The 12,898-nt window shown below is 40.4% G+C and carries 12 protein-coding genes; 8 read left to right on the plus strand and 4 right to left on the minus strand.

The window, feature by feature from the left end; all coding sequences use genetic code 11:
• Positions 1–258 precede the first annotated feature (258 nt).
• From acnA to ACRYKC_RS08800, 7 genes are all read left to right on the plus strand, one after another.
• Positions 259–2,964 carry an aconitate hydratase AcnA gene (acnA, locus tag ACRYKC_RS08770; RefSeq protein ID WP_433806356.1) on the plus strand — a complete coding sequence of 902 codons (2,706 nt, stop codon included), beginning with the start codon at positions 259–261 and terminating at the stop codon, positions 2,962–2,964.
• A gap of 158 nt (positions 2,965–3,122) precedes the next feature.
• The gene (locus ACRYKC_RS08775) at positions 3,123–3,710 is read left to right on the plus strand and encodes a TlpA family protein disulfide reductase (RefSeq protein ID WP_433806357.1); all 588 of its coding nucleotides are present in this window, start codon (positions 3,123–3,125) and stop codon (positions 3,708–3,710) included.
• A gap of 51 nt (positions 3,711–3,761) precedes the next feature.
• Complete coding sequence (locus ACRYKC_RS08780; protein ID WP_433806358.1) at positions 3,762–3,905, plus strand: FbpB family small basic protein; 144 nt, start codon at positions 3,762–3,764, stop codon at positions 3,903–3,905.
• 187 nt (positions 3,906–4,092) lie between these two features.
• On the plus strand, positions 4,093–4,344 hold the full coding sequence (gene tlp, locus ACRYKC_RS08785; RefSeq protein ID WP_433806359.1) for a small acid-soluble spore protein Tlp: 252 nt from the start codon (positions 4,093–4,095) through the stop codon (positions 4,342–4,344).
• Between the two features lie 119 nt (positions 4,345–4,463).
• Positions 4,464–6,722, plus strand: a complete 2,259-nt coding sequence (locus tag ACRYKC_RS08790; protein ID WP_433806360.1) for an AAA family ATPase — start codon at positions 4,464–4,466, stop codon at positions 6,720–6,722.
• 3 nt (positions 6,723–6,725) lie between these two features.
• Positions 6,726–7,151, plus strand: a complete 426-nt coding sequence (locus tag ACRYKC_RS08795; protein ID WP_433806361.1) for an acyl-CoA thioesterase — start codon at positions 6,726–6,728, stop codon at positions 7,149–7,151.
• Complete coding sequence (locus ACRYKC_RS08800) at positions 7,151–7,459, plus strand: hypothetical protein (RefSeq protein WP_433806362.1); 309 nt, start codon at positions 7,151–7,153, stop codon at positions 7,457–7,459. Before ACRYKC_RS08795 ends, ACRYKC_RS08800 begins: the two co-directional genes overlap by 1 nt.
• Positions 7,460–7,532: 73 nt before the next feature.
• On the opposite strand, the gene ACRYKC_RS08805 is transcribed toward ACRYKC_RS08800, so the two are convergent.
• From ACRYKC_RS08805 to ACRYKC_RS08820, 4 genes are all read right to left on the minus strand, one after another.
• Positions 7,533–8,075, minus strand: coding sequence for a TetR/AcrR family transcriptional regulator (locus ACRYKC_RS08805; protein ID WP_433806363.1), 543 nt, complete (start codon positions 8,073–8,075; stop codon positions 7,533–7,535).
• 775 nt (positions 8,076–8,850) lie between these two features.
• Positions 8,851–9,213: a VOC family protein gene (locus ACRYKC_RS08810; protein ID WP_433806364.1), complete on the minus strand. Its 363-nt coding sequence runs from the start codon at positions 9,211–9,213 to the stop codon at positions 8,851–8,853.
• Positions 9,210–10,244, minus strand: a complete 1,035-nt coding sequence (locus ACRYKC_RS08815) for an S-adenosylmethionine:tRNA ribosyltransferase-isomerase (RefSeq protein WP_433806365.1) — start codon at positions 10,242–10,244, stop codon at positions 9,210–9,212. Before ACRYKC_RS08815 ends, ACRYKC_RS08810 begins: the two co-directional genes overlap by 4 nt.
• Positions 10,241–10,972, minus strand: a complete 732-nt coding sequence (locus ACRYKC_RS08820; RefSeq protein WP_433806366.1) for an SDR family NAD(P)-dependent oxidoreductase — start codon at positions 10,970–10,972, stop codon at positions 10,241–10,243. The genes ACRYKC_RS08815 and ACRYKC_RS08820 overlap by 4 nt, the downstream gene beginning before the upstream one ends.
• Positions 10,973–11,221: 249 nt before the next feature.
• On the opposite strand from ACRYKC_RS08820, the gene ACRYKC_RS08825 reads away from it, so the two are divergent.
• A complete protein-coding gene (locus ACRYKC_RS08825; protein ID WP_433806367.1) occupies positions 11,222–12,802 on the plus strand; it encodes a long-chain-fatty-acid--CoA ligase in 1,581 nt (526 codons plus the stop codon).
• Positions 12,803–12,898: the final 96 nt, after the last annotated feature.

The raw sequence follows: 12,898 nt of genomic DNA on the forward strand, positions 1-12,898 counted from the left end.
AAAATTAATTCTTTTTTATTATAAAAGCTTGTGACTATAAATACAAGAACAGCAGTGAGAATGATCATTCAATAAGTGTCGAATTCAGAAAAATTGTGCAGATAAATATTTTACTTATAAATCGTTTTCATTTACAATAAAGGTTGGGATTTGTGAACTTGTCTTGAAATAAGGGATCAAATTTATTCAATTGGGGAATGGCGTCGCCGGTTATTCGGCTTCACCATTTAAATTATGATGAGGGGGTAAAAAAGGAATATGGCTAGCAATGCATACAATGCTCGCAAACAATTTGACCTAAATGGCAAAACGTACAACTACTACGATTTAAAAGCCTTAGAAGATGCGGGACATGGTAAGATCTCCCGTCTACCTTTTTCCATCCGTATCCTTCTAGAGTCTCTCTTACGTCAGCATGACGGACGTGTGATTAAAGATGAACACGTAGAGAGTCTAGCAAACTGGGGAACTGAGAAATCTAAAGGGGAAGACGTACCATTCAAACCTTCTCGTGTTATTCTGCAGGATTTCACTGGGGTACCAGCTGTTGTCGACCTTGCTTCATTAAGAAAAGCAATGGTAGACATGGGTGGAAGTCCGGATGAAATTAATCCTGAAGTACCTGTGGATCTAGTTATCGACCACTCGGTACAAGTTGATAAATATGGCACGCCTGACGCACTTAATGTAAACATGGAGCTTGAGTTTGAACGAAACAAAGAACGTTATGAGTTCCTTCACTGGGCGCAGAAAGCATTTGACAACTACCGCGCCGTACCACCTGCAACTGGAATCGTCCACCAGGTGAACCTGGAGTACATCGCAAACGTCGTTCATTCCATTGAGAATGAAGATGGCTCCCAAGATACTTATCCTGATACTCTTGTAGGAACCGATTCACATACAACGATGATTAATGGACTTGGTGTCCTTGGTTGGGGGGTTGGCGGTATTGAAGCTGAAGCCGGAATGCTTGGTCAGCCTTCATACTTCCCAGCGCCAGAAGTCATCGGTGTTAAACTGAATGGAAGCTTCCCACAAGGGACAACGGCTACCGACTTAGCGTTGAAAGTAACGCAGAAACTGCGTGAACAAAATGTTGTTGGTAAATTTGTTGAATTCTTTGGACCTGGGTTACAAGAAATGCCTCTTGCTGATCGTGCAACGATTTCAAACATGGCTCCAGAATACGGGGCAACATGTGGCTTCTTCCCAGTAGATGGAGAATCACTTGAATACTTAAAACTAACAGGACGTAGTGAAGAGCAGATCGCTCTTGTAGAAGAATACTGCAAGAAGAATAACCTTTGGTACGATCCATCCTTTGAAGATCCTGATTTTACTCAACTGGTTGAAATCGATCTCGGAGAACTGGAACCAAACCTTTCAGGACCGAAACGTCCGCAAGACTTGATCCCGCTTTCTCAAATGAAAGATTCCTTTGAAAAAGCAATTACAGGTCCTGCTGGAAACCATGGATTTGGTTTAGATAAATCAGAATTCGATAAAGAAGTAGAAGTACAATTTGAAAGTGGAGATAAAACTGTCATGAATACAGGTGCGCTTGCGATTGCTGCAATCACTTCTTGTACAAATACTTCCAACCCGCACGTAATGCTAGGTGCTGGTCTCGTTGCTAAAAAAGCAGTTGAAAAAGGCCTGGATGTTCCAGCATATGTGAAAACATCTTTAGCACCGGGATCTAAAGTAGTTACTCGCTATCTTGAAGATTCAGGATTGATGGACTACTTAAACCAGCTTGGTTTTAACCTTGTCGGTTACGGGTGTACAACTTGTATCGGAAACTCTGGTCCATTGCTACCTGAAATCGAAAAAGCAATTGCGGATAGTGATCTGACGGTTTCTTCTGTTCTTTCTGGTAACCGTAACTTCGAAGGCCGTATTCACCCGCTTGTTAAAGCTAATTATCTTGCGTCTCCACCACTTGTAGTCGCATACGCTCTTGCAGGAACGGTTGATATCGATTTGAAAAATGAATCGATCGGTAAAGATAAGGACGGAAACGAAGTGTTCTTCAATGATATCTGGCCTTCACAGGAAGAAATTAAAGAAGAGATCGCTCGTGTCGTAACACCAGAAATTTTCCATAAAGAATACGAAAGTGTTTTCAATTCCAATGAGAAATGGAATGAAATTGATACAACAGATGAACCATTGTATGACTGGGATGACAATTCCACATATATTCAAAACCCGCCTTTCTTCGAGGGACTTTCTAAGAATCCTGAAACGGTTAAACCGTTGAATGGTATGCGTGTAATTGGTAAATTTGGTGACTCTGTTACAACGGACCATATCTCACCAGCTGGTGCGATTCCTAAAGATATGCCAGCAGGTGAATATTTGATTGAGAACGGTGTAAGCCCTCGTAACTTCAACTCTTACGGTTCCCGTCGTGGTAACCACGAGGTTATGATGCGCGGTACGTTTGCAAATATCCGTATTCGTAACGAATTAGCTCCTGGTACAGAAGGCGGATTCACAACTTATTGGCCAACTGAAGAAGTTATGCCTATTTATACAGCTGCTATGCAGTATCAGAAAGACGAAACCCCACTTATGGTCATTGCCGGTAATGACTATGGAATGGGAAGCTCTCGTGACTGGGCTGCGAAGGGTACAGACCTACTCGGAATTAAGACGGTAATCGCTGAAAGTTTTGAGCGTATCCACCGTTCAAACTTAGTTATGATGGGTGTCCTTCCGCTTCAATTTAAAGATGGCGATTCCATCGATTCTCTTGGATTGACTGGACGCGAAACGTTTGATGTGGAAGTTGGGGAAGACGTTAAACCGCGTGATCTTGTTAAGGTTACAGCTACGAATGAAGAAGGCGACAAGAAGGAATTTGAAGTTGTTGCCCGCTTTGATAGTGAAGTAGAAGTTGATTATTACCGCCATGGTGGTATCCTTCAAATGGTACTACGTAACAAATTAAGCTAACTTCACACATGAAAACCGCCCTTCTGGGCGGTTTTTCTGTATTTTTAACAAATTCTCGGTATTTGGATTCATTATCTTTACAGGAATAACAGATGTTCTTTATTCTTATATATAGAAATAAGACAAGGATATGTGATCTAATAAAGGGGAATACGATTTTGATCAAACAAATATTTGCTACCCTGTTTTTATTATTTTTAGTAGGAGTAGTCATTTACAGCGTGGTTGATGAGAGGGAATCTGAAACAACAGAGAATACTGAAGAGCAATATGAAGTAAATGAAGGAGCGGGTATGACTGCTCCTAATGCACCAAGTGGTTTGAAAATAGGGGAGAAGGCACCTGACTTTACATTAGAAACATTAGATGGCAAGACTGTCAGCCTATCTGATTTACAAGGCAAGAAAGTATTTATTAACTTTTGGGCAACTTGGTGTCCGCCGTGCCGTGAGGAAATGCCTGAGATGGAAAAGTTTTATAAAGAATATGGAGATGAAGTAGAGGTGCTGGCTATAAACGGTACAGCATCTGAAGAAAATGTAGGAGTTGTCGAGGAATACGTACAAAAAGGAGACTATACTTTCCCGGTGCTTTTAGATAGGGATCTGGATATAACCAACACGTATCAAGCGATCTCCATACCGACCACTTATTTTATTGGAACGGATGGTGTTGTGCAGCAACCAAGAAAAGTCGGGCCAATGACTTACGATTTTATGATAAAAATGAAAGAAAAGCTAAAATAGGGATATTTTTTCTCGAAATTGGGAATCCTTAACATTAAAGGAGAGATTCCCATGAGAAAACATAATTCGATGACCTTTGAAGAGCGTGTAAAAGAAAACATCCGCTCGATTCAAGAAGACCAGCAGTTATTGGACCAAATCGATGATCGTATAGAAAAACGCCACCATGATCGTATAAAGCAAATCCCATCGTAATGTGTGGGATTTGCTTTTTTTATTTGATATAAATAATATCATCCAAAATATTCCACCTCAGGTCATCCAGATATTGGATGACCTGAGGTGGAATATTTTGTATTCGTATAATCATTGGAACTAAGGGAAAAGTAACCGATGACTCTGGTATTTGTGAGTCAATCGAACCTATAGGAGGTTGACGGAAATGTCCCACAAACAACAGCATATGCCTAACAAAGAAAATAAACCGAATCCTGATAACAGAGCTGATAATGTAGATCGTCTTCAGCAAAATGTAACCAACACGATTGAAAATATCGAAGCTTCCCATGAGGCTCTTGAATTTGCTACAGAAGAAGAAAAGAGAAACATTGAAGCAAAAAACAAGAAACGTAACCAGTCCATTGAAGCTATGCGTCAAGAAATTAAAGACGAAGCTCGCAATCAGCAGTATTAAGTAATTGAACCGCTTCTCACTTTGAGAAGCGGTTTTTTAAGTGGATAATTCAAGTTTTTCTACATAAATGGTGTACTATGGTAAAATGAAAACCGGTGATAGGAAAGGAAGTGATAACGATGATAGAACAATTAAAAAATTGGAAAACTCTAGACCAGCAGCCTCCGATCTCAGAGGTGGAAGCATTAAGATACTTAAATGAACAAGAAATTGAAGATGCAGAATTGAAAGCTCTTCTATACGTAACGCTTGCCTATCATCGGATCAAACGTCATCCTGAACACGATCCATTAGCTGATCAATTTATTGATGAAGCAAGAATTTTGGATAGAACGCATACGTTAGTGAACGATCTGTATGAATCAAAACAAATGATGCAAGGATATAGCCTGTTAAAACGCACGCCTCTAGAACAATGGGTGCTTCACGAAACAGACCACGATTCAGCAAAAGGAAAGAAAGCCAAAGCCATATATGCGGATGTGAAAGATTTAAAAGAGCAATGGGACTCAGAACTCGCTGAAAAAACCATTATCGACGCTACGAGCCGTTTAAAGCTCTATCAGCATGTATATGAGCAGCTTTCTGAATTGGAAGTCATGATGGAAGAGGCTATTGCTTCAATCGAAAATCGTAGGATTCGTATTCCTGTAAAAGAAATTAACGAGCGTACTCGTCAATTATCTGACGATCAAGATGAATTATATAAGCAGTTACCAAAATTTTTGACTGATCAGTCCATCAGCAATCCACTTGAATCCTTTGATCAAATGGTAGGCTTACACGATGTGAAAGCCTATATCAAAAGGTATTACCACTTCTTAAAATACCAGCAGCAGCGCAAAAGTTTTGGCTTCTCCATGGTGGATGAGCCTGGGCTTCACATGATCATCACAGGGAACCCGGGAACTGGTAAAACCACCATAGCGCGATTGCTCGCAAACATTTATCATGAATTGGGTATTTTGGACACAAAAGAGGTTGTAGAAGTTAACCGTTCGCATCTTGTTGGCTCCTATGTAGGTCAAAGTGAAGAAAACACAATGAACTATGTCAAGCAAGCCATAGGCGGTGTATTATTCATTGACGAAGCATACAGCTTGAAAAGGGAAGGACAGACAGGTAATGATTACGGCCAAGCTGTTATAGATACGCTCGTTTCTGCTATGACAGGTAAAGAGTTCGGTGGTAAATTTGCTGTTATCTTAGCAGGTTATCCAGAAGAAATGCGTCAATTTCTATGGTCAAATCCTGGGCTCAGAAGTCGTTTTCCTGAACAGAACCACATCGAACTGCCTGATTATAAGATGGATGAGCTTGTAACCATTGCTGAACAGACAGCGATTGAGAATGATTTTTTCTTCACTGAAAGAGCGCTTAATGAATTTACTTCCTTGATTGATCGTGAACGTGTAGATGATTCTTTCGGAAACGCTCGTACGGTGAAAAATCTAGTCATGAAAACTGTCTTTCAAAAAGGGGCATCAGAAGCTGATCGTGATAAGCATCACTGGCTCGATCATATGCGAATTGATGTAAACGACCTACAATGGGAAGGGTCTTCAGACGACGAGGAAAAGTCTCCAATGGAGCGGTTGGATGAACTAATCGGTTTGAACAACGTAAAGGCTGAAGTCCGGAAATTGTCGTCATTTGTTAAAGCGCAGCAAATGCGTAAAGAAAAAGGCTTTCCTGTGGTCCCTATTCAGCTGCATTCGGTATTCTCTGGTAACCCTGGAACAGGAAAGACAACGGTTGCTGAAATTTATGCTGACGTACTGAAGCAGTGTGGTTTGTTAAAAAGAGGTCATACAGTTGTTGTATCAAGAAGTGACCTAGTTGCTGGTTACGTTGGCCAGACCGCTATGAAAACGAAGCGAAAGATCCGTGAGGCGTTGGGTGGTGTCCTATTCATTGATGAAGCCTATGCCCTTTATAACGGAGGTCGGGACGATTTTGGCAGGGAAGCGATTGAAACCTTAGTCGATGAAATGACAAAGCATAATGAGAATCTTGTGGTCATCCTTGCAGGATATCAGCATGAAATGGAGCAATTGGTTGAGAGCAACCCGGGATTATCTTCACGGTTTAAAAAATATTTCCACTTCCCAGACTATAGTGAAAGAGAACTGCTCGAGATGACTCATTATCAGGCGAATTCCTTCGGGTATCATTTCAATGAATGGGCCGAATCGTTCCTGCTTGAAAAATATACAGACCACCGGATCAGAGGAAATGGACGTTTTGTCAATAATTTAGTGAATGAGGCCATTCAATTTCAGGCCATACGTATTATGGAAGATGAAGCAGAGGATATGAATGAACTGGAATTAGTGGACTTAGAAAAAGCATGGAATACCGTACGAAGGGAGTCATGATGGATGAAAGTGATTGAAACACCAATTCAAGTCAGATATCAAGAAACAGATATGATGGGCGTGGTCTATCACGCCAACTATCTCGTATGGTTTGAAATCGGACGTACGGCATTCATTGAATCGTTAGGGTTCAAGTATGCTGAGATAGAAAAAGAAGGTGTTGTTTCCCCTGTCATTGATGCTCAAATCAGCTTTAAGAACCCCGTACGTTATGGTGAAGATACGAAGGTGAAAACGTGGGTCAAACACTACGACGGCCTTCGGGTGACGTATGGCTATGAAGTTGTGCATGAAAATGGAGACACAGCCGTCTCGGGTGAAACGAAACATGTGATTGTTAAAAAAGATAACTTCAGACCTGTCTCCATACGAAGAAGTTTTCCAGACTGGCATGCAGCTTATCTTGAGGCAATGGAGCAGCATGTATAATGGCATTTGGTGTTAAACGAGAAGAACTTCGTAAGTGGAAACAATCCGTTAATAGAGGGGAAGTTGCAATCATCACTCATTTTTGGCTTGATGAACGCTTTCCTGGCTGCGACTCAGTCACAAAGGTGGGATGCGCAGATATCGAAAAGCTGAGCAGGTGGGGAGCACAATATGGTTTAAAACCTGAGTGGATTCATAACGACCCGCGGTTTCCGCATTATGATTTATTTGGCGACCGGCAATATGAAATCCTTAGGAATGAAGGTGAATGGGGACAAATTGAACGATTTATATTAAAACAAAAATAAGACGCCAAAACGGCGTCTTTTTTTGTTTAACAAATAAACTTTCTTCCCGTGTAGAATACAGAGATTTTCGTCTTCAATCTGACTTCCTTGACTGTTTAATTAGTGAGTTATACACGCGTTTTTTTAACTCTTGGTTCGAACCTCTTAGACCAAAAACCTCTGACAACCATAATCCATCTGCCGCCAGTTTTAATATTTCTGCTTGCACTTCATCCAACCCATCATTATGGATATGATTCTGAAAGTTTTTTTGAGTTTCTTGAATTGGTTTCAAGAGTTCTGGGTCAAATGCTTGAGCTGCAAGCAGGCCAGCAGAAATCTCCTTGCTTTCCTCCATTTGTTTGAACGTTGTGTTTATGTATGCTCTTATCCATTTTCCAGTCTTCTTTTTATCGGAGAGTGTGGCATCTTCTACAGTCTGCTTGTGACTGCGATCCATTCGTTGAACAAGTCCAGTAATTAAAGCTTCTTTACTAGAAAAATGATAGAGTAAGCCGCCTTTACTTACCTCAGCAAGCTCTGCAACGGCATCAAGAGTAAGGGATTCAGTTCCTTGTGTTAGAACAATTTCAGATGCAGCATTTAATATTTTATCTCGTTTAGATCCTCTAGGCATCAAAGTGTCCTCCGCGACTATCTTAATTGGTATTCCTATTTATCCTATCAGTACAGAAAATAATTTTCAATTTTCAGCCAACGGTTGATTATAAAATACCGTCTGGACGGTATAGTTTAAAGTTTATGTAACACAATAAAAGGAATTCAAATCGCAAAATTTACCGTCCAGACGGTTTACTTTCATTGTGAACATCTTTCAAGCATAAAAAAAGAACACCACGGATGTGATGTTCTTTCAAAGCAAAACAACTTAGGTGACCCAACCATATTGAATCATCCTTGATCCAATTTCACTTATCTTATTCACTGAAGGATTATTCATGAAAGAATTCGTTTCCTCCTGCTTATGGTTAAGTCCATTTTGTAATCTTGTTCGATCTTACTTAATTCAATCTTTCTTAAAATGTCTTCAACCTCTTTTCAAAAAGTGAATCTTAAAATGCACTATTTTAACATGTACACATCTATGCTCAACCCTGAATTCGGGCGTTTTAGTCTTATGAAGGGCAGTTTTTGTAATCCTTTACACAGGAATGGTGTTCCCTTTTAAAGACCAACGTTAGTGTTCGTATGGAAACGAACTCTATATGGTTGAGCCACCTAAGTTGTTTTTTATCTGTTATTACTATCTATATACCACGCTCTTCCGTTTATTAACCAGGTAATTTTACCTAACTTTATTAAACTTTATACATATATTCGTAGACCGTATAATTAAGTTCTCCCTTGCTCTTTTATTAAAAAGGTAAGGTTCTCCATGTAAAAAAGGGGAGCTAAAACTGCTCCCTCTTTCTTTCTAACAATTCAATTACCTCGCCAGACGGACCTTCGAAAAAAACACTTATCCAGTTTTTTTCTTCTATTTGGTAAGGTCCTTCAGTTGGTTCGACATTGATTTGAGCCAGTTTTTTGACCCAATAATGGATGTCAATAACCTCCCAGCAAAAGTGAACACTAGAAGGAGATGACTGTTTGGTTTCTATGAATTCTAAAATGAGCTTTTCTTTTTGCATCCAGACGAGTCGTTCGTTATTAAAAGTGAACGTATCTATAATCTCGAAGCCAAAACCATCTTGGTAAAATCTTTTCGTAGCTGTTAATCTGGCTGTTTCAATTCCAGCGTGATGCCATTTCATGATTGATCACTTTTTGAAAAAAGTAAATTCATGTCGCCAAACTCATGCCATAGATAATCACATTGTAAAGCTTCGTCATACGCTTTAAACAGAGCAGGAACTGGTAAAAATGAGGAGAGCATATCCAAGTGGCTGGTTTCTGGTTCATGAAAACCAGTCAACAAACCATCCACGACCGCATGTTTATAATGATGGTCAACGTACAAGGAAGTATTTCCTTCACTTGCATACAGTTCACCCTCTTCATTCACAGACGTTTCTAATGCCCGTACGACTGTAGTTCCTACAGCAATAATCCTTTTCCCTGCATCCTTCGCTTGTTGAATGATTTTTACAGTGTCTTGTGGAACATGGTAAGGCTCCGGGTGATTCTTCGGATCAGGCCAGCGGTCTTCTTCATAATAGCTTAATCCAGCATGAAGATGTATAAAAGCGATTTGTACACCCTTTGTTTTTAAATAGTTAATCATCTTCCAGGTAAACGCACGCCCTGCTGAGGGCATTTCTACTGAACCAGGTACTGAACCATAAACCGTTTGGTAAGTATCAAGGGTCCATGGATAGTCGATATATTCATACCTAACGGGCTCACCATAGAGATAAATAAAAGAAAGAAGCGAACTCCCAGCTTCTGAAAAGGATAGGGAAACTAAAGGAGATTCAGAGCCTGACCCCGTTATGCGAGCCGTCACACCCTCAGGAAAATAAATAGGCTGTTTAGAATTTATCACACTCCCTAGGACGAGTGCCTCCCATTGACTGCTGGATAAATTCCTGGATAACCTAATTTCAACAGAATTATTTCCTTGGCTTCCTCTTAATACGGGAGGAATGGTACGACTATTATTCAATACAAGGACATCTCCAGTGTTTAAAAATTGATCAAGAAGCTCGAACCGACTGTGTACAGGGTTTCTATCTTTTCCTACAACCATCATCTTAACTTGATCCCGTCTTAAACCTCTATGTTCAGCGGGGATGTGAGCATTTAGGTGTTCTGGGATTTGAAAGGTCTTAGGCATAGTGTTCATGATTTTTCCCCGCCATGCATAACGAAAGCTTGAGCCTCAAAACGCTTACCATGGATGTTGGTTGCTTTTGTAGAGGCAAGGTATAGAAATACCTCGACGACATCTTTAGGGGAAGCTAGGTCATAATTGCAATCAGGAACAGCGATATTGTGCATGCTTGTATCCATTTCTCCTGGGTCAACCAGGTTGATCCTGACTCCTGTACCTTCTAATTCATCTGCCCAGACAGATGTTAAACCTTCCACGCCGAACTTCGACACACTATAAGCTCCCCATCCTTCGTATCCTATTTTTCCAACCTCTGATGTCACATTTATAATTGAACCTGAACGACGAGTAAGCATCCCCGGCAATACTCGCTTCGTTACGAGAAATGGAATCGAAGTATTAACCCTTATCACTTCTTCGAATTTTTCGTGAGGATAGTCGAGCAAAAGAGTAGGGCCAGGTCCAAAAGTAGAAGCATTGTTAATTAGAACATCAATTGTTCCGTATGCATCTTCTATAACAGAGATAAACCGATCCACTTCTCTGTAGGTAGAGGCGTCTGCAGCCAAACTGACCACATGAACACCCATGTCCTGCGCTTGTTTTGCTGTGTTTTCCAATTCTTCCTCGTTTCTTGCACAGATTCCAAGGTCATAACCTTGAGAGGCAAAAGCAAGTGCTAATGCTCTTCCAAGTCCTTTTGAAGCTCCTATAATCACTGCAACTTCTCGTGTATTCATATAAAAATCCCCTTTCAATTTATCAAATCTTTTATACATTCATAGTAAGGAGAAAAGGGCTGTTACGAATCGGTGGGATGGAGGAATAACAAGTCCTAAAATTGGCGGAGCTCCTACTAAGACCAATGATGTATGAGCTAAATCTGTTATAAGTACTGTTACAAAAATCTATCATTGATATAGTACAGCAAAATAATTACAATAAAACTATGAAACCGCTTTTATTTATGGAAAGGAAGTGTTTATTGAGTGAAAGTACCATTGGTGTTAACCGATTTTTTAGACCGGGCTGTTGATTTGTATGGAGAGAAACCAGCAATTATTGACGATGAACGTGTGCTGACTTACAGACAATTGAATGGGCGGGTAAACCAGTTATCCAGAGGGCTAGAAAGTTTAGGGATACAAAAAGGGGATAAGATCGCTTATTTAGCTCCTAATACGACTGAGATGCTTGAAGGCTTTTATGGGGTATTTCAGCTAGGTGCTGTCATGACTCCATTGAATACGCGTCTTAAACCTTCGGACTATCGGTTTATATTAGAGCATAGTGAAAGTAGAGTGCTTTTCGTAGATCAAGAGCTTTTTCCATTGATTGAAGATGTTATAAAAGACCTTCCTCAGCTCAAGCATGTATTTATCCATGGTGGGAATACGGAGAGGAAAAATAACTATGAGCGATGGCTTGATAACTTTTCCAATGCACCTTTTAACCGGAGGGAACTCGATGAATCTGATATCGCCTCATTATTATATACAAGTGGGACAACAGGAAATCCAAAAGGTGTATTACTTAGTCACCGGGCCAACTATTTGCATGCTATGTCATCGATGCATCACTTACAAGTGACGGATAAGGATTGCCTTCTTCACGTTTTACCGATGTTTCATGTAAATGGCTGGGGTTCACCTTTTTACTATACAGCGAATGGTGCCACACAAGTGATGCTCAGAAAAACAGACCCTGAAATAATTTTAGAGAAGGTTAAGAAACATAAAGTTTCTGTGCTACATATGGCTCCAACAGTTCTAAATATGGTCATAGAAGCTTTCGAAACTAAAAAGCCTAAGATCGAACAGGATGTCAGAGTAGTTATTGCAGGGTCTGCTCCACCTCCAGCTTTTGTTAGAAAAGTAGAAGAGGAGCTAAAATGGAAGTTCATACAAGTGTACGGAATGACAGAAATTTCCCCATTAATTACTACATCTGAACTGCGTTCAATGGATCTTGACCGGACACCTGAGGAAAAGTACCTTTTAAAAGCTAAGGCTGGGTATGAAATGATTGGAAGTAAAGTGAAAGTTGTTGACGAACTCGGGGAAGAAGTAAATCATGATGGGAAGACAATTGGAGAAATTATCACCCGAACCAATGGGATGATGGAAGGATATTATAAAAACCTTGAAGCGACGAACGAAACCATTCGTGATGGGTGGCTTTATACTGGAGATATGGCGATTGTTGATGAAGGAGGAAATATTGAAATCGTTGATCGGAAAAAAGATGTGATCATAAGCGGTGGTGAAAACATTTCTTCTATTGAAGTTGAGGGGGCCCTGTACGAGCACCCTTCTGTTTTGGAGGCAGCTGTCGTAGCGATCCCTCATGAAAAATGGGGAGAAGTTCCTCATGCGGTAGTGGTAGCTAGAGAGGGAGAATCAATTTCAGAAGAGGAGCTCATTGCATTTTGCCGAGAGAAGTTGGCCCATTTTAAGGCCCCTAAGAGTGTTTCCTTTATAGAGGAGCTTCCGAAGACCGCTTCCGGTAAGATTCAGAAGGTTGTTATTCGAAAATCATTTTGGGAGGATCGCAGCCGAATGATCAACTAAATGGATGTATAGGAACATAATTGAAGCTTTACGGACAGAACCTTAATTCGACCTTGTATCCTTCAAGATGTAAGGAATTCATATGTTCACCGACTT

Source organism: Halobacillus sp. A1-3, assembly GCF_050971765.1.
Lineage (GTDB): Bacteria > Bacillota > Bacilli > Bacillales > Halobacillaceae > Halobacillus > Halobacillus mangrovi_B.